Origin of the sequence: Leptolyngbya sp. FACHB-541 (assembly GCF_014695875.1) — a bacterium.
Classification (GTDB): Bacteria; Cyanobacteriota; Cyanobacteriia; order Elainellales; family Elainellaceae; genus JAAUTN01.
In genome coordinates this window covers 1-21,770 of the sequence record NZ_JACJPC010000129.1, presented here as the reverse complement: position 1 = coordinate 21,770, position 21,770 = coordinate 1, and the positions used below count along the sequence as shown (strand labels likewise).

16 protein-coding genes and 1 pseudogene are annotated in these 21,770 nt (G+C 46.6%); 9 read left to right on the top strand and 8 right to left on the bottom strand.

The genetic code is table 11. From position 1 onward, the window contains the following. Positions 1-368 precede the first annotated feature (368 nt). The 3 genes from H6G00_RS28130 (at position 369) to H6G00_RS28120 (ending at position 5,971) form a co-directional block, all read left to right on the top strand. A complete protein-coding gene (locus tag H6G00_RS28130) occupies positions 369-1,943 on the top strand; it encodes a cellulase family glycosylhydrolase (protein ID WP_347278237.1) in 1,575 nt (524 codons plus the stop codon). Positions 1,944-2,504: 561 nt separating this feature from the next. Next, entirely contained in the window at positions 2,505-4,634 is a 2,130-nt protein-coding gene (gene glgX, locus H6G00_RS28125; protein ID WP_190799256.1) for a glycogen debranching protein GlgX, read from the top strand. Between the two features lie 227 nt (positions 4,635-4,861). Then, positions 4,862-5,971 (top strand): tetratricopeptide repeat protein, encoded by a 1,110-nt coding sequence (locus H6G00_RS28120; RefSeq protein ID WP_190799255.1) that lies wholly within the window; start codon positions 4,862-4,864, stop codon positions 5,969-5,971. A 130-nt stretch (positions 5,972-6,101) separates the two neighbouring features. Here H6G00_RS28120 and H6G00_RS28115 read toward each other — a convergent pair whose 3' ends face one another. Both H6G00_RS28115 and H6G00_RS28110 read right to left on the bottom strand, forming a co-directional pair. Continuing rightward, the gene (locus tag H6G00_RS28115) at positions 6,102-8,810 is read right to left on the bottom strand and encodes a hybrid sensor histidine kinase/response regulator (RefSeq protein WP_190799254.1); all 2,709 of its coding nucleotides are present in this window, start codon (positions 8,808-8,810) and stop codon (positions 6,102-6,104) included. A gap of 761 nt (positions 8,811-9,571) precedes the next feature. Then, positions 9,572-9,742: a hypothetical protein gene (locus H6G00_RS28110; RefSeq protein ID WP_190799253.1), complete on the bottom strand. Its 171-nt coding sequence runs from the start codon at positions 9,740-9,742 to the stop codon at positions 9,572-9,574. A 419-nt stretch (positions 9,743-10,161) separates the two neighbouring features. Between H6G00_RS28110 and H6G00_RS28105 the strand changes: the two genes are divergently transcribed. The 3 genes from H6G00_RS28105 to H6G00_RS28095 all read left to right on the top strand — a co-directional run bounded on the left by H6G00_RS28105 (position 10,162) and on the right by H6G00_RS28095 (position 14,646). Continuing rightward, positions 10,162-11,121: an orange carotenoid-binding protein gene (locus H6G00_RS28105; protein WP_190683582.1), complete on the top strand. Its 960-nt coding sequence runs from the start codon at positions 10,162-10,164 to the stop codon at positions 11,119-11,121. A 315-nt stretch (positions 11,122-11,436) separates the two neighbouring features. Next, complete coding sequence (locus H6G00_RS28100) at positions 11,437-11,766, top strand: hypothetical protein (protein ID WP_277881989.1); 330 nt, start codon at positions 11,437-11,439, stop codon at positions 11,764-11,766. A 63-nt stretch (positions 11,767-11,829) separates the two neighbouring features. After that, a complete protein-coding gene (locus H6G00_RS28095) occupies positions 11,830-14,646 on the top strand; it encodes an NACHT domain-containing protein (RefSeq protein WP_190799251.1) in 2,817 nt (938 codons plus the stop codon). Here H6G00_RS28095 and H6G00_RS28090 read toward each other — a convergent pair. Together H6G00_RS28090 and H6G00_RS28085 are read right to left on the bottom strand one after the other, a co-directional pair. Further along, a complete protein-coding gene (locus H6G00_RS28090; protein ID WP_190799250.1) occupies positions 14,643-15,431 on the bottom strand; it encodes an ion transporter in 789 nt (262 codons plus the stop codon). The two genes, H6G00_RS28095 and H6G00_RS28090, sit on opposite strands and share 4 nt — an antisense overlap. Before the next feature lie 101 nt (positions 15,432-15,532). After that, a complete protein-coding gene (locus tag H6G00_RS28085; RefSeq protein WP_190799249.1) occupies positions 15,533-16,198 on the bottom strand; it encodes a class I SAM-dependent methyltransferase in 666 nt (221 codons plus the stop codon). Between the two features lie 42 nt (positions 16,199-16,240). Between H6G00_RS28085 and H6G00_RS28080 the strand changes: the two genes are divergently transcribed. Further along, positions 16,241-16,681, top strand: a complete 441-nt coding sequence (locus tag H6G00_RS28080) for a hypothetical protein (RefSeq protein WP_199318760.1) — start codon at positions 16,241-16,243, stop codon at positions 16,679-16,681. 78 nt (positions 16,682-16,759) lie between these two features. Here H6G00_RS28080 and H6G00_RS28075 read toward each other — a convergent pair. The 4 genes and pseudogenes from H6G00_RS28075 to H6G00_RS28060 form a co-directional block, all read right to left on the bottom strand. Next, a pseudogene (locus H6G00_RS28075) lies at positions 16,760-17,385 on the bottom strand (Uma2 family endonuclease). Positions 17,386-17,597: 212 nt separating this feature from the next. After that, positions 17,598-17,861: a hypothetical protein gene (locus tag H6G00_RS28070; protein WP_190799248.1), complete on the bottom strand. Its 264-nt coding sequence runs from the start codon at positions 17,859-17,861 to the stop codon at positions 17,598-17,600. A 10-nt stretch (positions 17,862-17,871) separates the two neighbouring features. Further along, positions 17,872-18,618, bottom strand: coding sequence for a hypothetical protein (locus H6G00_RS28065; RefSeq protein ID WP_190799247.1), 747 nt, complete (start codon positions 18,616-18,618; stop codon positions 17,872-17,874). Between the two features lie 93 nt (positions 18,619-18,711). Continuing rightward, positions 18,712-19,182, bottom strand: a complete 471-nt coding sequence (locus H6G00_RS28060; protein WP_190642055.1) for a tetratricopeptide repeat protein — start codon at positions 19,180-19,182, stop codon at positions 18,712-18,714. 150 nt (positions 19,183-19,332) lie between these two features. Here H6G00_RS28060 and cobW point away from each other — a divergent pair, with 150 nt between their 5' ends. Then, positions 19,333-20,424 carry a cobalamin biosynthesis protein CobW gene (gene cobW, locus H6G00_RS28055; RefSeq protein WP_190799246.1) on the top strand — a complete coding sequence of 364 codons (1,092 nt, stop codon included), beginning with the start codon at positions 19,333-19,335 and terminating at the stop codon, positions 20,422-20,424. A 267-nt stretch (positions 20,425-20,691) separates the two neighbouring features. Beyond that, positions 20,692-21,711 carry a tetratricopeptide repeat protein gene (locus H6G00_RS28050; RefSeq protein ID WP_190642013.1) on the top strand — a complete coding sequence of 340 codons (1,020 nt, stop codon included), beginning with the start codon at positions 20,692-20,694 and terminating at the stop codon, positions 21,709-21,711. The last annotated feature ends 59 nt before the right edge of the window (positions 21,712-21,770 follow it).

The window sequence follows — 21,770 nt, the reverse complement described above, 5'->3', positions numbered from 1 at the left end:
TAAAGCCGTGCCTATCTGTATCACCCTTCAAATGCAGCAACTCGGAATCTAGCAATCCTGCTTATATGTCTGAGATGTAGAGGTCTAAGATATAGAGGAAGTGGCACTTTTTGGGCGATCGCCCGTCTTGCTACATAAACTTGCAGAACCTACATTTGCCAAGTTCAACAAAACTCGCTTAATAAGATAGATAGCTTCATTCGCGCTTACTTTTGGGTGCAGCTCCAGATCGACCGACCCATTCCTAAAAGATAAGAGCAGCACTCGCCATGATTCCCCCAATTCATCGCTCAACCCCAAATCGTAGCCGAAGATGGACACCCTTAGCCCAACAGATCTGGCTAGGACTTCTATCAATGGTGCTGTGGATGGGGCTATCGCTAAACTTCCATGCTCCAATGACCGTTACCGGAGCCACTACTCCAATCCAGCTACCTCTATCCACTCGTGGCGCTGAAATTGTGGATACCAGAGGACAAGCCGTTCTACTGAGAGGGGTCAACTGGTTTGGCATCGAGACTGAGATGCAGGCTCCTCACGGGCTATGGCTGAGAGACTACAAAGAGATGCTGGCGCAGATCCGCAGCCTTGGTTATAACACCATTCGCTTACCCTACTCCGTCCAGTCACTTCGGGCAGACAGCATTGCTGGTGTAGATTTCAGCATCGGCAGCAACCGTGAGCTAGAAGGCAAAACACCTCTAGAAGTGATGGATCTGGTAATTCAAGAAGCTGAGCGTCAGGGGTTATTAATCTTGCTGGATAGCCATCGTCTCAACAATCAAAGAATTCCAGAACTGTGGTACGGCGACGGCTTCACAGAAGCTGATTGGATTGACACCTGGACAATGCTCGCTAGACGCTACCGGAATCAGCACAACGTGATTGGGGCTGACCTGAAAAATGAACCGTATGGTCGCGCCAGTTGGGGAACAGGCGATCGCGACACTGACTGGCGCTTAGCCGCTGAGCGAGCCGGAAATGCCATTCTAGAAGTTAATCCCGACTGGCTAATTGTTGTTGAAGGCGTACAAAACAACGTCCCCGGACAACGACTTGCCGACCACTGGCAGGGTGGCAACCTGGAAGGCGTAAAAAACTATCCTGTCCGTCTGTCTGCCCCACGCAAACTGGTTTACTCACCCCATGAATACGGTGCTGGCGTATTCAACCAGCCCTGGTTTTCAGAATCTAACTTTCCCGATAACCTCTACACTCGCTGGGAAACTGGCTTTCACTACATTGCTACCCAGAGAATCGCTCCTATTTTAGTGGGAGAGTTTGGCGGACGGCAGGTAGACACAGAGTCCAAAGAGGGCATTTGGCAACGGCAGTTTGTAGACTACCTCAACGACAACAACCTCGGTTTCACCTATTGGAGTTGGAACCCCAACAGTGATGATACAGGCGGCATCCTACAGGATGACTGGCAAACGGTTGATGCTCCAAAACAAGAACTGCTGAATCAGCTTTTGGAGGATGCAACATCGACTTCTGGTCTAGAACCTTCTCCTGATTTGCCTTCTGATTTGCCTTCTGGCGATCGCCCCTCTTCTAACTCATCTTCTAGTTCTGCTTCTCCCCGAAGCTTCTCCTCCAATCCTACATCCAGACCTGCTGTCGCCAGTGCATCGGGCAGCCTAACCGCCAACTCCCTCGTTCAATCCGACTGGGATACTGGTTTTTGTGTAAGTTTCCGAGTCACCAATCAAGGCAACGCTAACACTGCCAACTGGCGACTATTGTTTGAGATGGAAGATGCTGCCATTACTCAAAGCTGGAATGGCTCTTTTAGCCCCACTGGTTCAGCCTACGAGGTCATTCCCCCGGATTGGGCAACGACGATTCAGCCTGACCAGTCTGTAGACTTGGGGTTTTGTGCTAACAAATTGGGTGATGGCTACATGCCACGGCAGATCAGAATCGTTGAGCGTACCAACTGAATAAAGAACAGTCTCTGCACCAAGCCGAGATTTTGGAGGAACGAATACGTAATTCGGTTTATACCAATTCCAAAAATTAGGGCTACAGATGGAAGGGCACCTCGCTGAACGGGGTGCCCTTTCATCTGTAGCCTCTTTTTAAAGAAACGTTATTAGCTCCTGTTCCAAGAATGCAATATCTTCCGTAAGAAGGATGGGAGAAGTTTTTAGACTTCTCCCACTTCTGTTTTGAACCCCGTGGCACTTTATGACAATAGTTATAGAACAAACTTTTGCTCTATCCTTTACCCTAAGAACAATGCCAAAATTTCTGCCCAATCAAATGTACGCTACTTTACATAGGCGATTAGATTATGAGATTAAAAATGTGAAATTGTAGATGACAAATTGCTTCAGTAAAAAACCCTTCCCAAAGATAGATGTATTGAAAAAATGAGAGGTGAAGTGTAAAAGGCAATGCTTTAATTATTTCTCAGCCGCTCTATATCGATTAATCAGAATCAGTTAATCAGACCTTCAAGTTCAGTTCACCCTAACAGTAGATTTAATTGGAGCCTATTTATGCACGTAGCGGTTTGGCCAGGTGATGTCTATCCTCTGGGCGCATATTGGGATGAAAAAGGTACAAACTTTGCTCTCTTTTCAGAAAACGCGACGGGCGTTGAGCTATGTCTGTTTGACAAAGATGATGAGGAAACACGAGTTTCTCTTACCGAAGTCAGTAACTTCGTTTGGCACTGCTATTTGCCTGGGATTGGTCCAGGTCAACGTTATGGATATCGAGTACATGGCTCCCATGCACCCAGTGAAGGGTATCGCTTTAATCCTAACAAGCTGTTAATTGACCCCTACGCAAAAGCAATTGATGGCGAAGTAGGAAATGGACCCGCGCTGTTTGGCTACGACTGGAATAGCCCTGACGAAGATTTATCATTTTCAGAGCTAGATAGTGTTACTTTGATGCCCAAGTCGGTAGTGGTGAATGAAACTTTCGACTGGGAAGGAGACAGGTTGCTGAGAACTCCCTGGCATGAAACCATCATTTATGAAATGCATGTTAAGGGTTTCACCAAATTGCATCCTGATATCCCAGAAGAGTTACGGGGCACCTACGCAGGATTAGCCCATCCAGTGGCGATCGAACATCTTCAGCGGTTGGGGGTTACTGCGGTCGAGCTAATGCCAATTCATCACTTCCTCTCTCGGCCGGGGCATCTAGTTGACAAAAAACTGCGAAATTACTGGGGTTACGACTCGATTAACTACTTTGCACCTTACGCTGGCTACAGTTCTAGCGGCGTGTTAGGAGAGCAGGTCGGTGAGTTTAAGGAAATGGTCAAAGCACTGCACCGGGCCGGAATCGAAGTGATTTTAGATGTGGTGTATAACCATACAGGAGAAGGCAATCACCTCGGTCCGACCATATCCTTGCGAGGCGTTGACAATGTCAACTATTACCGTTTGGTCGAAGGTGATGCTCGCTACTATATGGATTTTACTGGATGCGGTAATTCACTTTATATGCGTCACCCTCAAGTGTTGAAGCTAATCATGGATAGCTTGCGCTACTGGGTTTCAGAGATGCATGTGGATGGCTTCCGGTTTGACTTGGCTTCTGCCTTAGCGCGTGAGTTGTACGAGGTCAACAGCCTGTCAGCCTTTTTTGACTTGATTCACCAAGATCCGGTCTTGGCAGGGGTGAAACTGATTGCAGAACCGTGGGACGTTGGAACAGGCGGCTATCAGGTTGGCAACTTTCCAGTGAACTGGTCAGAGTGGAATGGCAAGTATCGAGACACAGTCCGCGACTTTTGGCGAGGTGAAGACAGCACTCTGGGTGAGTTTGCCTATCGGTTAACGGGTAGCCCCGACCTATATTTCCAAATGAATGGACGGCAGCCTAATGCCAGCATTAATTTTGTCACGGCTCACGATGGTTTTACGTTGAATGATTTAGTTAGCTATAACGACAAACACAATGAGGAAAATGGGGAAGAAAGCCGGGATGGTGAAAGCCATAACCGCTCTTGGAACTGTGGTGTAGAGGGCGAAACGGATGACCCAGAAGTGCTGGATCTACGAGAACGTCAGCGACGAAACTTTCTAGTTACATTGATGCTGTCACAAGGAATTCCTATGTTGCTAAGTGGGGATGAATTGGGACGCACTCAACGAGGAAATAACAATGCTTATTGCCAGGATAATGAAATCTCCTGGCTGCACTGGGACTTACAGGAATCCAACGAAGACCTGCTGAACTTTTGCCGGGAGTTGGTTTATTTTCGGCGACAACATCCCGTTTTCCGTCGGCGTAAGTGGTTTCAAGGGCAAGCAATTCACGGGACGGGCGTGACAGATATTAGCTGGCATAACCCTGATGGGGGTGAGATGACGCAAGAGCAATGGGATATTGGCTATGCCAAGTCAGTTGCTGTTTTTCTCAATGGACATCGAATTCCTAGTCCTGGCCGTCAGGGTCAAAGGGTTAGCGACGACAGTTTCTTGTTATTCTTTAATGCCCATTATGAAACGCTTGAGTTTAGCTTGCCTGCCGATTTTCAGAATGATCAGTGGACGGTAGACATTGACACAAAAGAGCCTCGCTTTGTGCAAGAGCAGCGGATCTTTACAGGTGATCAAACGGTGCCTGTTGTGGCGCGATCGATCGCAGTGTTACGACGTTTGGAATAAGCGATCGCAAATTAGCTAGTCGCTGCAGAATTCAGGAACCTATCCTGCTTCTATAGCAGTCCTAAATCAGTTGTAAGATAATCAGATTGTGAGAAGCGCACTCCTGCGGGATGCATTTCTCACAACCTATTTTAGGGTTGCTATAGATCCAGGATTGCTATAAAAGCAATCAAGATCTGTGACTAACTATTACTACTCTGTCACTCACTTTATAAAGTGAACTCTCTATGCGTCTTGTTCAATGTTTTTGTCTCTCCACAGCAGCACTATGGCTTTCTTTTGCTAACCCATTACTATTAGAAGGCCCGTTTGCCATTTCCTTAGCTACAGCACAGACCACTTCCACCCCTGCAAGCCGGACCCAAGCCGATCGCCTCTTTGAACAAGGCACTCAGCAATATGAAGCGGGACAGTTTCAAGCTGCTATAGCATCTCTAGAGCAAGCCGTTGCTGTTTATCAAAGCCTTGGCGATCGCGCTGAAGAAGGAGCGACCCTCAACACCATCGGGTTGATTTACGGCAACTTAGGGGAGTACACCCAAGCGCTGAACTACTACCAGCAGGCACTAAGCGCTGCCGAGGAAGTAGGAGGAGTGATTGAACAAAGCATTACCCTCAACAATCTTGGATTGGTCTCCAGCACCTTAGGAGAGCATACACAAGCGCTGAACTATTACCAGCAGGCGTTAAGCATTACCAGGGAAGTGGGCGATCGCACCGGAGAAGGCATCACGCTCAACAATATTGGCCTGGCCCACAGCAACCTGGAAGAATATGCACAAGCGCTGAACCATTATCAGCAGGCGTTAAGCATTACCAGGGAAGTAGGCGATCGCGCGGGTGAAAGCATCACCCTCAACAACATTGGACTGGCTCACGATCGCTTAGGAGAGTATGCACAGGCATTGAGTGATTATCAGCAGGCGTTAAGCATTACCAGGCAAGCAGGCGATCGCGCTAACGAAGGAACAATCCTCAACAACATTGGACTGACTTACCGCAATGCAGGACAGTATCAGAATGCATTGGACCATTATCAGCAGGCGTTAAGCATCATCAGAGAAGTAGGCGATCGCACGATGGAAGGAATGAACCTCGCTAGCATTGCTCACCTATTTGTACTGCAAAATCAAGTGGAGCCAGCCATCGACCATTATCAGCAGTCCGTCACAGTTCGAGAAGCAATTCGAGCTGATTTACAGAATTTTCCTCCAGCACAGCAGCAAGCTTTTGTAGAAAGGATTGCTAGAGACTACAGAGCCTTTGCCGACTTGCTCCACCAGGAAGGACGAGCGGCAGAGGCCCAGGAAGTTTTGCACCTACTAGAAGCACAATAGCAGTAGAGCAAATGACAGGAACGTAAGATACTTTAGTGTTGCTAACTTTGAATATAGACTTGAGTGAAAGTGCTGTGCTTCCACTCAAGTTTATGCTTAGATTAAGCAACGCTAAACATGGGTATTAAGGTTAGCGATACGGAAGCAAATTATGCAGGTCTGACGCAACCTCATTAAAAATCCACTCTAGCTCCAGATATTTTTCTAGTAGAGCTAGCAGTTTTTCCAGGCTAACAGGTTTGGTCAACAGGGCATCAGAGCCTCGCTTCAGGACAGTATTTTTGGTAATGGTAAAGTTGCTGGCTGTCACAATGATCACAGGAATATTCTGGGTTTCCAGATCCTCTCTTAGACTTTGAACCACTGTTATTCCAGTGTGGACAGGCATATATAGATCCAGCAGCAGCAAGTCAGGCTTGGTATGGGAAATGATGGATAGTGCCTCAGCTCCATCTTTTGCTAAAAGTAACTCAAACCCAAGGGGTTTCAGCATATTTAGCAATACCAAGCGGTTTGTTTCATTATCGTCTGCGATCAAGAGCTTGCGGCGGGTTCCTTTGTAGCCAATGATTTGATTGACATTATTTAGGAAATCACCTCTGGAGTTCTCTTGCGTTGGAGTGACCGTGTTTTGATCTACTTGGGAGACGGTGTTTATTGTTTCAACAGCATCTTCGGCTGCTGGTGGAGTTGTTGGCATTGCAACTGTACGCATCAATGGAAGCTTTAGATTAAATTCAAATACTGAGCCTTGACCCAGCTCACTTTGGACACGAAGATCTCCACCCATTAGTTCGACGAGTTCTTTGCTAATCGACAGTCCTAATCCCGTTCCCGCCGTTCGCTGCCGAAGATCTCCGACCTGTTCAAATGGCTCGAAGATTCTCTCAAGGTGATCTGGACTGATTCCTACTCCTGTGTCAATGACTGCAAACTGAACAGTAGCAGTTTCAACATCGGTCGCGAGATTTTCTGGGTCGAGCCTGCTAACTCGCAGCTTTACAGAACCTTGATTTGTAAATTTGACGGCATTTCCCAATAGGTTGAGTAAAACTTGTTGCAGTCGTTTTTGATCGGCATAGACTTGAGTTGGTAAATTTCCGTGTTCTTCAAGATTAATCGGCAAGTTCTTCTCAACTGCATTGCCGCGAATAATGTGAATGACATCTTGAAGAAAATTAGAAAAGTTAAACTCACTTGGCTCCAGTGTTAGAGTTTGAGATTCAATTTTGGAGAAACCGAGAATGTCATCAATTAATCCTAGAAGATGAAAACCACTATATGAAATAGCTTCTAAGCCTTGAATTTGACCTTCTCTTGCATCCGGATTAAAGCTACGTGATTGCTCTAAATCCCGCTTGATGATTTGTGCGTATCCTAAAATACCGTTTAACGGAGTACGAAGCTCATGACTCATTTTTGTCAGAAATAAGCTCTTGGCTTCATTTGCCACCTCAGCTTTATCTTTCGCTATTGCCAGTTGTTGATTTGACTCTGCAAGCTCAAGGGTACGGTCTTCTACCCGTTGTTCTAGCGTCTCAAATGCGAACTTGAGTTGGTTTGACATGCTGTCAAAGGATGTTGCCAATTCTCCAACTTCGTCTGAGCGTTCAATATCGACTGTTTGTTCCCAGTCTCCATTGGCAATATCTTTCGCGGCCCGGTTAAGACGCAAGATAGGTTGTGTGATTCCACGCGCTGTGATGTAGCTGACTAGGACAGCAACACCCAAAGCAAAAGAGCAGAGGAGAATCGTGAGTCTGGTGTTGGCGTTAATTTGTGCCATGAAGTCAGCCTCAGGCACCGCCACGACAATTAGCCAGTCTAAGCCATACTGGTCTTGCCACGGTCTCACCATCACAAACTGGCGATCGCCTTCTACCTCGGCAATGAGTCGCTCACTTTCCTCAATCTGATTCAAATCACCGAAGTTTTCCAGCAGAGCCGTTCCGATCCCTTGAATGCCCTGGTCAGGAGTCGTGTCCAGTTGCAACCGTTCCCCGGATTCATTTATCAGGGTATAAGGTTGCTCCAAGTTAGAACTAGCGACCAGAGAGCCATCACGCTCCAGAATGAAAATTGATCCTGACTGTGTAATGTCAATCTCGTTCAGAAACTCGCTGATATCAGACAGCAGCAGATCTACTCCCAAAACACCTACCAGCTCACTACCTGAAGTGAAAACAGGAACACTCGCAGCAATGGAGATAAATTCAGGATAGTCTTCCCAAAGATAAATTTCGCTCCAAACTGAGGTACGGGCAGCAACAGGGTCTTGATACCAGGGATAATCGCGTGGATCGTATTCACCAGGAGGCAGAATTTCTTCGATTTCAGTGGGGTTACCCTCGTCATCGGTTTCATAAGTGTAAAGTGCCCCTTCGGTTGAGTCACTAATGACTTCGATGTTATATCCGTCTGTGTAAAGACCCGCCCCGATAAAGTTCCCTTCGACTCCACCAAAGTTGATGTAGCGGACGTTAAACACGTCTAGTTGCCGCCAAAACAACCGTCCTGTACCGATCGGGTCATCAAGGTTAATTTGCCCAACGGCGATCGCATCCAGGTTTGTTCCATTGATTTTGTGGGGAATGCTGAGGTATCCGTCCAGGTGAGTAGAAACGCGATCGCTAACCTCATCCTGTAACTGACCCACCAAGTTATTAACCGATGCTCGTCCATTAAGAAACGAAAGGTAACCTACTGCACTGACGGCTAGAAAAAGCTGTACGACAAAAGGAACAGTCAAAATGACTTGTAACGATGAGCGACTAGAACGCTTCAAATCAGCTTGATATGTCTTCTTTTTGGGGCTATGTCTCGCTATCTTCTGTAACATGAATCAACTCTAAAAAACTACAGGTGGATAACTATCGGGAGTCATCTCGCAAAACTAAACAGCACTCATTTCCAAGCACAATGAGCACCTTTTTCCAAAGTCTTTAAACGAGATAATTTGGCTCTTGCACCACAATTTCAGTTTTGCTCATCAAGGGGGAATGATGATTTATCTATGACGATAATCTACCGATATAAAAGGTAGAAATAGATTGGTGATGCACTATTTTCGTTTCCCTCAAATATCGACTTTGCTGATGCTCAAATCAAGGGAATTTTTGCCTCACTAAAATTGAAATAGTAGCGACAACACAAAGTTGCAGCGATCAAAAAGCGATCGCTTGAAGGACTATTTTGCAACCCACTGACGTAAACTACGGCAGCTTTATTCACGTTCACAATTTGACAGGTAATGCAACCCTCATTCAACGAGCTATCTAGCTCTCGGCAAATGCATACCGCAAAAGTGTTAAGTGAGATACAATCCTGTGATTGCTGTAAAGACTTTACGACCTTTGTTTAAAAATTCAAAGGTTCATCACTTTCAGCATAACTTAGTTGAACAATTAGGTTAAGGTCAAGGTAGTTTTTGAATTCTTCACGGTTATCTGCATTTTTCCACAGCAGATTTACTAATTTTCAAGCTGACTATGCTTTACTGAGTGGCTTCTCAAAACACTGTAAATCTTCAGGTAGTTTGCTGATTCATCGAGATTTAGCCTTAATCATAAAAACTCATGAGTTTCTAACTCAACACGAACTCTACCGTCCTGCACTTAAGATCTGTGCTGCGGTCAGGTGTAATTCGGGAAAGCGAGGGGAAACAATTCGATCACTGCCCTGGTAGATCTGTTCTTCATACAGCCCGTCTACCCATTCCAGTACAGTCACTATTGTTAACATCGACCAGTTTATAGCGGCGGTCAGTGTCATCGCTATAGTTCAGGTAATCTTCTATCGTCATACCCGATCGGACTACAACGATTGCGATCGCCTCCTTTCCTCAAGCTGTGAATCAGCAGAATCGATTCTCAGGTTAAGAAACTGAGCTTTGCACCTCTCCTTCGACGACATTCTATAGCAGCCCTAGATCATGGGAGACATAGGGAAGCCTCTCGAAATTTATTTCTCCATTCTTCGATTAGAGAAAAAGCTTTATTTATCAACTGTTTCAGCTTTTGGAAGAGGAGGCGCGATCGCGGCAACTGCTCCTTCCTCAAGAAAAAAGTAAATATTTGTTAAATTTCGTAACAATTTCGTGATACTTTGTAACAAACAAAGAAAGCTGCACAGCTCAAGAGCTTCTCTGTTCTTTCCACTAATTGCAAATCCAGTAAGGTAGGTCTTTAAAGATGCCATTTACTATTGATTCAGCGCGCAGTATTTTCCCAAATACCTTGTCTGCTGATGCAGTACCCGCCACAATTGCTAGATTTAAGCAGCTTAGTGCCGAGGATCAACTGGCATGGACATGGTTTGCTTACCTCGAAATGGGCAAAACAATTACTGTTGCTGCTCCGGGTGCTGCCAGTATGCAATTTGCAGAAGCAACCCTGAATCAAATTCGGCAAATGACTTTTGAAGAACAAACGCAGGTCATGTGTGACCTAGCAAACCAGGCTGATACCCCAATTTGCCGTGCCTATGGCATGTGGTCTCCAAACATCAAGCTAGGGTTTTGGTATCAGCTTGGTGTTTGGATGGATCAAGGAATTGTGGCTCCAATTCCAGCGGGCTACCAGCTCTCTGCTAATGCTTCCGCAGTACTGCAAGCCGTGAGAGAACTCGACCAAGGTCAACAGATTACCGTCTTACGCAACGCTGTGATCGATATGGGATTTGACCCAAGCAAGCTAGACGATTACACCAGAGTATCTGAACCTGTTGTGGCTCCAAAGGAAAAGTCTGCCAGAACTCCAGTCAACATTGAAGGCGTGACCAATCCCACTGTGTTGAGCTACATGGATAATCTCAACGCTAATGACTTTAAAGCGCTGATTGAACTATTTGCTCCCGATGGCGCTCTGCAACCTCCCTTCCAAAGACCCATTGTCGGTAAAGATGCTGTTCTTCGATTCTTTAATGAGGAATGCCAGAACCTCAAACTCATCCCCGAACGAGGTGTGGCTGAACCCGCAGAAGACGGTTATACCCAGATAAAAGTGACAGGTAAGGTGCAAACTCCCTGGTTTGGTGCGGCTGTAGGCATGAACATGGCTTGGCGGTTCTTGCTCAATCCCGATGGCAAAATCTTCTTTGTGGCGATCGACTTATTAGCATCTCCTAAAGAACTGTTGAATCTAGTCCGCTAGGTTAAAACCAAGAAGTTTCGGGTAGGGGCGAATGACCGTTCGCCCCTGACGATTGCATGTCCTAAAGTATCAAATGTAGGTTGGGTGGAACAACATGAAACCCAACGCTTGCCTAGACTCTGTTGGGTTCCGATTTGCTTCACCCAACCCACGTTATATCAATGGTTTTTGGAGTTTTGTCAGGCAACCAGGCATCAGGATTTAAGGTAAGCGTAAAAAGGCTAGCTTCAATTTAGAAGTGAGTTTCCATAAACACATAAGAGTGCTTTTGCAAGCGGTACTCCATCATAAAATTTTGATTTTTTAGGGTTAATGATGCAAGTGAGTGATACCGAGTGGTCTAAGACTGAAAAGGAAGTTGCTCAAGCGGCTTTCAAAAGAGCCTACGAGCGAGAAATTGATGCTTTGATAAAGGGAGTCCGAGAAAAAGCGAGTGCGATCGAAACCCAGGATGACATCTGGCATCTCCATGATTTTTTGAGTGCCAAAAGACATGAGATAGATGGCAAATATGATTACAGATACTCTGTTTTAATTTTTGTCTTCGCTACTTTAGTGAGAGAAGGCTTGCTGCATCTAGACGAACTGGAGGGATTAGGAGCAGATAAACTCACCAAAATCGCAGCGCTTACTCGCATGGGCTAAACACCAACATCTGAAGGGCGATCGCCTACACTCGTATGCAGACGTGTAGGGTCAGCATAGCGGATGCAAAGGATTACTCAAACACTGATTAAGTGGGTTCCTTCAGGAATTGGGGCGGGGGCAACGCTACACTATGCCTTAAACCAGGAATGGACACAGGCGATCGCCCTCTCCTCTATCACCGCATGTCTGTCACTCTGGGCTAAATTCAGCGGCAAGTTTATGGAAACGCTCGAAGAAGCGGCAGCTCAGCGAGGAGCTGACTCCGCCCAATGGGTGATTAGAACAGCAGATCAATTTGCCCTAACCTTACTGTCCAACTTCCAGAGCCGCTACTATCAAAGCCTGATTTACGCCCTACGTGACTTTCGGACCCAAGGACTGAAAACCAAAGGTCCGTTTGCTCTAAATCTGGAGAAAGTGTTTGTACCCCTTCAACTTGCTCCAGAGACGACCGATAAGGTTTCTTCTGCCATGATTCCAGTTCGTCATGCGACAGAAAGCCTGGAAATTTGGGATTTTCTTGCCAAGCTAACCGAACAATCTACCTTCAAGCGAATTGTTGTCCTGGGTCCGCCTGGTTCTGGCAAAAGCACACTGCTAGAACATTTGACGCTCATCTATGCCCAAAAAGCGCAGACTCGCCAGCATCCCAAGGCTCCAGCGTTAATTCCCATTCTGCTTTATTTGCGAGACGTTCAAGAAGCCCTCTTCCTGGACAGAACTGGTGCAGATTTGGTCGAAGTTCCACCCACACTGACGACACTGATTCAGCAGCAAAACGCCGTCCAGAAACTCAACCCACCTGCTGATTGGTTTGAGTCGAGACTGCGACAGGGTAAGTGTTTAGTTTTACTCGACGGCTTGGATGAGGTCGCAGACAGCGCTCGGCGGCATCAGGTGAGCCGCTGGGTTGACGAGCAGATGCTCAGCTATCCCACCAATGCATTTATCGTTACTTCTCGTCCGTTTGGCTATCGCAGCGCTCCGCTTCGTCACATTGGGCTGGTGGCTGAAGTGCAGCCCTTTACGCTGAAGCAGGTCGAGCAATTTATCAACAACTGGTATTTGCAAAACGAGATCATGCGCCGTCTGGGAAAGGACGACCCCGGTGTACGGCAGATGGCACAACAGCAAGCAGGTGATCTGTTTAGCCGCATCAAATACAATCCGGCTCTAGCAGCGATGGCACTGAATCCGTTGCTGCTGACAATGATTGCAACGGTTCACTGTTATCAAGGCGCACTCCCAGGGCGACGGGTCGAACTCTATGCAGAAATCTGTGATGTGCTGCTGGGACGTAGACAAGATGCAAAAGGCATCGTTGAATCCTTGACCGCTGCCCAGAAAAAACTGGTGCTGCAAGTTCTGGCGCTAAAGCGAATGCAGAAGAAAACTCGCGAATTTAAGAAAGTAACCGGATGTTTACTGATTCGCGAAAAGTTGGTGACGGTTGCAGGCTACGACGCAGATCCAGAGGACTTTTTAGAGCAAATTGAAAATATCAGTGGTTTGCTGGTGCGACGCCAGCCTGATGTGTATGAGTTTGTCCACAAGAGTTTTCAGGAATATCTGGCCGCCGCTCAGATTAAGGAATCAAAGCAAGAGTTTTTGCTCACCCGTAATATTGATGATCCCTGGTGGGATGAAACGATTCGCCTCTATGCCGCACAAGAGGATGCCAGCAACCTGATCTGGGCAGCGCTTGACCAGCCTAGTGTGGTTTCGTTAACGCTAGCTTATGACTGCCTGGAAGAAGGGTTAAGTGTGCAACCAGACGTGCGACGACAGCTAGAAGACACCTTAGAAAAAGGGCTGGAATCTGCGGACGCAGAAATCTTTAAGCTGGCAGCGGAGGTAAAACTATCGCGCCGTTTAAACAAGCTGCTGCGAATGGATGACCTGACTGAAATCGACACGAGCTACGTCACCTGTGCGGAGTATCAGCTTTTTATTGATGAGAAGAGTCAGTCGGGAGAAAGCTGCCAGCCTGACCACTGGCAAACAGCAAAGTTTTTACCTGGCAGTGCAATGAGTCCGATTACGGGTATTCGAGCTAGCGATGCAGAAGAGTTTTGTGAGTGGCTGACGCAGCGCTCCAGCCCAATTGGGGATACATTTTTGGAGGGCAGTTCTTCTATATTTGTAGGGGAAGCTAGGTTTCGATTGCCTAAACAAATTGAAGTGCAGGAGCATCCACTCCAAGCAAAACAAATTGGCTGCTGGTGTAACGCGGGCGATCGCCAACTCATCACCGGCATTGCCCCCATTCAGTGGCAACGCTGGTATAAGGCACTGGCAGAATTAGTGGAGAGCGATCGCTTCCTCATTGAAGAGTTGGATCGTGCCCTCGATCACCCTCCTGATAAAACGCTCCCTGCCTCTAGCCCACTCAACTTGCTATATCAGGCACTTGGCTTCACGGCGCACAGCGACTTCGACCTTAACCTTGACTTGGAGTTTGCTCGTTCTCGCATCATTGACTTTGAGTCTGATTTTAGTTTCCATCCCACAATTCCACTAGAGCAAGATTTGCTGGATTTGATTAAGTTGGTGGGCGATCGCACCCGCAGTCTCAACTATGATTTCATAGCACAACGCGACTATGACTTAAGTCAATTTCGAGCTTATACCCTGCTCACTTCTGTGCTGTCTAAACTGATTTCAGAAGCTCACGACAAAGCAGCAAAAAGTCGAGGTTTGTTACCGACTCAAAAACCCACCCGTCGCGAGTGTGAAGAACTGAGCCGTGAGTATTTAAGCAAAAGCAGCGAAGCATTTAATCTTTTTGCTTTCTTTGTGCTGATTGACCAACGTAGAGCCGGACAACTTCCTGCATGGGAAAGCATTCGGATCGTAAAACAAAAAATTAATAGCTAAATTTTGCAAATGTTCCTTAACTCCGTACCGCAGATTTTACAAAACTGAGCATCCGTATCATGAGAGTCAAGCCCACATCCAGGGCAAAGAAACTCCATCTGTTTGGTCGTGCTAAGCAGTTGTTTAATCAAATCACCTAACTGCCAGGGAATCAGAGCAATACCTGTCAAAATCATTAATACGGTAAGCAGTCGTCCTACTTCAGAAATGGGTGTGACATCACCAAAGCCAACTGTTGTCATCGTTGCGACTGAGAAATAAAATGCATCCAAAAAAGTGGCAAAGTCTTCTGGATTAACCGGATGCTCAACTTGATAGATGATGCCAGAGTAGACAAAGATGATGGCAAAAAGCGTGAATAAAATTCGGGTGACAATAATGCTATCTTCACCGCTGATGTAGCCAAATTTGGTTCTTCCTTCAACGAACCTAATTAATCGTAAGATTCGGAACCAGCGAAAAATTCGAATAAATTTGATATCCACTCCAGGTATAAAAAATGGCAAAATTGCTAAAAGGTCAATGATGGAATAAAGGCTGAAAACATAACGAATCTTTTTCTCAGCACACCAAAACCGCAGCAAATATTCCACTGCAAAGACAATCAAAATTCCCGTATCAATCGCATCCAGGATTGAACGAGCGGAAGCCGAAATTGGGTAAGTTTCTGCAACAAAGATTGCCGAAGAAATTAGCACCAATCCAGTGATAACCAGGTTAACAACTCTTCCTGGAATGGTTTCAATATCTTCTAGGTAAAAGGCGATCGCTTGTCGTAACGACATATCTCAATTTCTATAGCTTCATCTTTGTAGGATGCGTTAGCGACAGCGTAACGCATTAATTCTTGAGGATGGTGCGTTACGGCTTTACCTAACACACCCTACTAGGGGCGCTTCAGGGCAAGGGTTAAGCCATCGGCGATCGCCACCATACTTAGGGTCACCCGCTGATCTTCATGCAGTTTCCGATTAAACGCACGAATGGCTTCAGTTCGCGTATCCTGCACCTGACCATCCGCCACTCGTCCAGACCACAACACGTTGTCAATCAAGATTAGCCCCCCCGGACGTACAAGCTGCAACGCCCGCTCATAGTAGGTTTCGTAGTTGCTTTTATCGGCATCAATAAACGCAAAATCAAAGGTTTCTGCCTGCCCCTCAGCCAGAAGCTGATCTAGCGTTTCAACCGCTGGCGCAATTCGCAGATCGATTTTGTCTGTGACTCCCGCCATTTCCCAATAGCGACGGGCAATCGCCGTAAACTCCTCACTCACGTCACAAGCGACAACCTGCCCATTTTCCGGCAACGCCAGCGCCACAGACAAAGCGCTATAGCCTGTAAATACGCCGACTTCCAGAGTCTTTGTCGCCCCCATCAACTGCACCAACAGCGACATAAATTGTCCTTGCTCTGGCGCAATCTGCATCTGACTCATCGGATGGCGGGCTGTTTCTTCTCGCAGCTTTAGCAAGATCTCCGGTTCTCGCAGCGAAACTGCGAGTAAATAGTCGTAGAGGCGATCGCCCAGATTCAGACTCTTGTTAGTCATCGTTTTAAGGTAAATCAGCGGTAAACTTTGGACGGTGAGGCAATGGGAAAAGGCAAAATGTTAGCTATACGAGCAATCATAGCGATCGTGATGGTGGTGCTGCTCAGCGGTTGTGGCATCGGCGCAGGTCCAAATCAGACACTAGTGAAGCAGGCGATCGCCATTCAGGTGAGCCAAACCCAGCAAGCGTTAACTCAGCAGCTATATTCCAGTTCCTCTCAAACACCTGAGTTTGAGGTCGATCGCGTTCATATTACCAAACGCCAACCCCTCAAAATTCAAGATCTGGTGTCTTACCGAGTTCAGGGTACCTATGATCTAACTTTGAAGTTTCCCAACCACCGCGTAACCCAGCGAGAAAACCCATTTGAGGTGTATTTGCAACGCCAAGTTGAGGGTAAAACCTGGCGTGTAGCTCAGCTTCAAGCAGGAGATGGGGAAAGGGGCGATCGGTGGGTTACTCAACTGATTCCAACCGATTAATAGCTAACTATTTAGGCTACGAGAGGCAGAACGGTAAACAGCCCAATATCTAATCCGAATTACCTAATCCTGGCAGTTTTACCTGCTAGCCCTCAATACCTGCTCGGCGGTCAGTTTTAAACCTGGAAAGGTTAAAGAGACGATGGTTTGACTGCCTCGAAACTGCTGGATTTCATACTCTCCATTGACTAGCGTACAGACAGAGAGAGTAGGTTGTTTGGGTTTTCCAATGTGTCGAGTCCCTCCTAACCCTGCATAGTCTGCAATCCAATATTCGGGAATTCCTAAAACGGCGTAATCCTCGACCTTGCGGGCATAATCATTTTGCCAGTTGCTACTTACAACTTCTGCTACAAATTTGATCGAACTACCCAACGTTAGGATCGACTGATCAAACCAAAGCGGTTTGTTGTTCAGTTCATCTCGATTGATAACTGCAACATCAGGTCGAAATGCTGTCACGCCTGTGTTAGAAGGGCGTAATAGCCCTCGCTGAAGGACAAACCAGGGTAAGTTTGCTGTATCGTTTGGACACAAAGCTTTGTTGTAATGAAGGCTGCGACTTCTTCATGCAAACCTGTTGGTTCCAAGTTGAAAACCTCTCCATCGATCAGTTCATAGCGGTTATCGTCACCATAATGGGCGAGAAACTCATCAAAGCTGAGTGGCTTCTGTTGTACTGGTTGGTCGATCGCGATGGACATAGGTCAACTTAGCCCAATCAATGTCCTTAGTCTACCAAGCCAATCTAAGCGTAGTGTGGATATCTGCGATCGCTCATCCTTGTTCTATACAAACAATCGTTGCATTTCCGCTAGGTGAGTCCATACTGCCAACTTCTTGAGTACTGAAAATCTTGCTGTTGTGGATGCATTTTGTCTACAGACATTATTTAGACCTTCAAATACAAGATTCGTCAGTCTGCTGTACTAGAACTATTAAGCTGTGTCGCAATCGTGACTTGTGGCATCGTCTCAATTAATGCTCTCAGCACTTTATTAACTGATTCCGGTGTTGTAAAAACTTTAGCAACGTCTTCGTCCAAAACTACAACCTTTAAGACTTGCTCTCCATCGCGAGCAGCAAAGCGATTGGGTTTTGCCTTCTTGTAATCAAAATAGTACTCAGTTAGAAGCTCATCATCAGAATTTTGAGACTCCTCAAAAGGCGTTTTGCTCATAATTCTAAAGTTACTTGATGTCAAGATCAGAATACAATCTAATTAATAGTGATCTACCAAATTCAACAAGGTAATCACAATAGCTAAAAGTTGGAAAGATATTCAAAGAAAATCCTGTATGCTCAAGTAATTTGTGTTTTTTTAGATAGCTGAGAAAAGACGGCTCTATTGAGAAATAGTATGTGTTTCCAACCTCACTTACGAGCGATATTTCTTTCCCAGTCGATCTAAAAAGACTACCATTAAGCCTGTTTCCAGTATGCACAAGCAGGTTGCGTAATCCTCCAATCTTGACTAACTCTTGCCAATCAGCAGAGTTAATCTCATATTTAGCTATTGTCAATAAAATCTTTCTTGACCTTCTAATACCTTTATCATGCTTAATATTCTCAGGTGCAGAGATATCTGTTTCGAAACTTTTACAAATATCTTCAAGTTGCTGCTCTACAAATGAATACCAAGTTATGACAAAACTTGAGAGGAGAAGGTCGGGAAGGTCGCGCTCCATCTCAATAAACTTATCTGTGTAATGGTCTTTGAGGAAGTAGTATTCCTCCTCTTCCATTTCTCGCGATATTTCTTCCTCATATACCTTTTCAATCTCATCTAAATGTTGGCTAAACGCTTCCTGGACTAGGTTTAGATACTTGGACATTTGATGAAATTTGTAGTTGGTCGTAAAAACTCTAATGTTGATTCCCATAGCCATATTTTTTTGGGCATTTTCGCCTGCTAATAAGCCTTTGCTATGCCTCAACAGGAGAATTAGCCATCACGAAGAGCTTATACAGATGCAGTGAACCACGTCTGTACACAATTCAAAGCAAGATATATCAAACTCCAACTAAAACTAACTTAAACGTGCTGTACATTCCAAAATGAGTTTTTGATTTTCTAGAGAATAGGGCTGAATTTCTAGGGCTTTACGAAATGCCCAGATTGCCTCGCTATATTCTCCTAATGCGGCATAGCAGAGCCCCATTCCGTGCAGTGCGCCGAAGTGAACTGAGTTGAGTTCAACTGCCTGCTGACAGTCCGCTAAAGACTTTCGATATTGCTGCTGAACGTAGTACAAAACTGCCCGACGATTCCAGGCTTCAGCAAAGTCGGGTTGAGCCTGAATAATTTCGGTTAATAAAGCCTCTGCTTGCTCCATTAACCCTGCTTCCATTAATGCCTGACTGCGGCCCAGCAGTTCCAGCCCATAGACTCCTTTTTGTTGAAACCAGAGTTGCCAAAGCTCCTGAGTTGCCTGCTGGCGAACTGGCTCATCTGGATTTTTCAGATCTTGCAATAGAGAGTTAACCCAAGCTTCATCCATGAATTCGTATCCCTGCTGTCGACATTCTGAAAGCGATGTAAAAGCGATCGCGCAAAAAGGGGAACTGCCTCGCCCCTCTCTCCATTGTGTAATCCCCTCCGAGATTCTGCGACAATGGGGAGCGTTCTCTGCATCGCTGGATTTTCTCGCATGGCTGCAAAAATTCCCGTCACGATCATTACCGGATTCCTTGGCAGCGGCAAAACCACGCTGATTCGGCACCTGCTGCAAAACAATCAGGGTCGCCGCATCGCTGTTCTAGTCAATGAATTTGGCGAACTCGGCATCGACGGCGATATCCTCCGCGCCTGCCCCTGCCCCGAACCTACCGAAGCTGCTGAAAACGAGACAGCAGCAAATCTTCCCCCCAACCCCCAATCCCCTAACATCATCGAACTCACCAACGGCTGTCTCTGCTGCACCGTCCAGGAAGAATTTTTACCGACGATGTTGGAATTGCTGAAACGGCGAGATAGCCTGGACTGCATTCTGATCGAAACGTCCGGTTTAGCGCTGCCTAAGCCACTCGTCAAAGCCTTCCGTTGGCAGGAAATTCGCAATGCCGCCACAGTGGATGGAGTAATTACGGTGGTCGATTGTGAAGCAGTGGCAAATGGAACGTTAGCGCATGACTTGGAGGCACTCACTGCTCAGCGTCAGGCAGATGAAAGCCTGGATCATGAAACGCCTTTGCAGGAACTATTTGAAGACCAGCTTGCCTGCGCTGACTTAGTGGCACTCAACAAAACCGATTTGGTAGACGAGTGTACGGTGACGAAAGTTTTATCGTTGATTCAGCAGGAAGTGCCCAGAGCCGTGAAGATTGTGAGGAGCGATCGCGGTCAGCTAGATCCCAGCATTCTCCTCGGCTTCAACGCAGCAGTGGAAGACAATCTGGAAACTCGCCCCAGCCACCACGATGAGGAAGAGGAACACGAACACGACGATGAAATCACTTCTACTCATCTCGTTTGGAATCAAGCTTTTGACCCCAAAGCACTACAGGAACGACTAAAAGCACTGGTTGAGCAGCAGGAAATTTATCGCATTAAAGGATTCGTCGCCGTTCCTGAGAAACCAATGCGAATGGTACTGCAAGGCGTAGGCGCAAGGTTTGAGCAGTTTTACGATCGCCCCTGGCAACCGGAAGAACCTAGAGAAACCCGACTGGTTTTCATTGGGCGATCGCTTGACTCTGCTCAAATTGAGTCTCAATTAACATCCCTGGGCAGTCCCACTTAGCGTCCTTCCATGCACTCAAAGCGCAAATCACAACTTAGGAACAATTTGGTGCGCTGTCTTTAGCAGACTAGAAAACCGCTGCAGCCGTTAACCATTTCTTTAGAATCATTAACTTTTCGCCACATTTGCCCAGCAGATGTGGTATTTTCGTGGAACCGCATCTACCCAGAGGCAGATATTAGTTTCTCAAGGACTTGAGAAATTCTGGCTAGATGTAAATTAACCCAGGGCAGTCATAAGCACCATCAACACATTTGACTCACACTCATGACTCAATCACGAAACTTACAGGAATGGGAACAGCGCCGCAGCGAAGCCGCCAGTCTTTACAGACGCGGTCAACATCATGAGTATCTGGCACTGCTAAAACAAAACCTGACCCTGGCCCAAAACATTCCCGATCGCCTGCGAGAAGGCAACACTTTTAATGACATGGGTTTAGCCCACATTCAATGCTGGCAGCCCCTTCAAGCGCTAGATTGTTTTAAGCAAGCCCTTGCCATCACTCAAGAATTGAGCAACAGTCGCGGAGAAGCAATTACGCTAAGCAACATTGGCTCTGCCTACAGCCAGTTAGGTAAACTGCAGCAAGCCGTTGAGTACTTCAATCGGGCACTCCCAATCTTTAGAAAACTGGGCGATTGGCAGGGCGAAGCAGCAACGCTAAACGACATTGCCCTAGTTTATACGCGTCTGGGTGAACCCAAGCGATCGCTCCTGCTCTATCATCAAGTTTTGCCAACTCGTCAAAAGCTGGGCGATCGCCCCGGTGAGGCTGCTACGCTCAACAACATCGGCTTCACCTACATTGCACTGGGTAAGCTCCCCCAAGCAATGGAGCATTTCCAGCAGGCGCTTTTAGCGCAGCAGATAGCAGGCAATCGTCAGGGAGAGGCTACCACTCTCGGCAACATTGCTTCTGTCTACCGAGACTTAGGTCAGCCGAATCAGGCATTGCTGCTCTATCACCAGGTACTTCTAACGCAAAAAGAGTTGGGCGACTGTCTCGGACAGGCAAACACCCTTGACAACATGGGCTGCACCTGCGGCGTGTTGAACCAACCTCAGCAAGCACTAGAGTTTTATAGCGCTGCTTTGCAGATTCAGCGGAAGCTGGGCGATCGCCCTGGACGGATTAACACCTTGCTCAACGTTGGCTCAACCTACGCTAATCTCAACCAAAAAGGGCGAGCAAGACTATTTTATTTCCAGGCTCAAAGACTGATTGAACAAATCAACCATCCCCTCCTGGCTGAGCGAATCGAAAATCTAATAGACGAACTTTAGCGCTGGTTATACCGTTTCTACAAAAACAAGCTACCGATGGAGGGACACCCCGCTTCGCG

Bases quoted from the DNA above. Each gene is read 5' to 3' on its own strand.
- H6G00_RS28130 (WP_347278237.1), top strand. From the start codon at position 369: ATGGGGCTATCGCTAAACTTCCATGCTCCAATGACCGTTACCGGAGCC.
- glgX (WP_190799256.1), top strand. From the start codon at position 2,505: ATGCACGTAGCGGTTTGGCCAGGTGATGTCTATCCTCTGGGCGCATAT.
- H6G00_RS28120 (WP_190799255.1), top strand. From the start codon at position 4,862: ATGCGTCTTGTTCAATGTTTTTGTCTCTCCACAGCAGCACTATGGCTT.
- H6G00_RS28115 (WP_190799254.1), bottom strand. From the start codon at position 8,810: ATGTTACAGAAGATAGCGAGACATAGCCCCAAAAAGAAGACATATCAA.
- H6G00_RS28110 (WP_190799253.1), bottom strand. From the start codon at position 9,742: ATGACACTGACCGCCGCTATAAACTGGTCGATGTTAACAATAGTGACT.
- H6G00_RS28105 (WP_190683582.1), top strand. From the start codon at position 10,162: ATGCCATTTACTATTGATTCAGCGCGCAGTATTTTCCCAAATACCTTG.
- H6G00_RS28100 (WP_277881989.1), top strand. From the start codon at position 11,437: ATGCAAGTGAGTGATACCGAGTGGTCTAAGACTGAAAAGGAAGTTGCT.
- H6G00_RS28095 (WP_190799251.1), top strand. From the start codon at position 11,830: ATGCAAAGGATTACTCAAACACTGATTAAGTGGGTTCCTTCAGGAATT.
- H6G00_RS28090 (WP_190799250.1), bottom strand. From the start codon at position 15,431: ATGTCGTTACGACAAGCGATCGCCTTTTACCTAGAAGATATTGAAACC.
- H6G00_RS28085 (WP_190799249.1), bottom strand. From the start codon at position 16,198: ATGACTAACAAGAGTCTGAATCTGGGCGATCGCCTCTACGACTATTTA.
- H6G00_RS28080 (WP_199318760.1), top strand. From the start codon at position 16,241: ATGGGAAAAGGCAAAATGTTAGCTATACGAGCAATCATAGCGATCGTG.
- H6G00_RS28070 (WP_190799248.1), bottom strand. From the start codon at position 17,861: ATGAGCAAAACGCCTTTTGAGGAGTCTCAAAATTCTGATGATGAGCTT.
- H6G00_RS28060 (WP_190642055.1), bottom strand. From the start codon at position 19,182: ATGGATGAAGCTTGGGTTAACTCTCTATTGCAAGATCTGAAAAATCCA.
- cobW (WP_190799246.1), top strand. From the start codon at position 19,333: ATGGCTGCAAAAATTCCCGTCACGATCATTACCGGATTCCTTGGCAGC.
- H6G00_RS28050 (WP_190642013.1), top strand. From the start codon at position 20,692: ATGACTCAATCACGAAACTTACAGGAATGGGAACAGCGCCGCAGCGAA.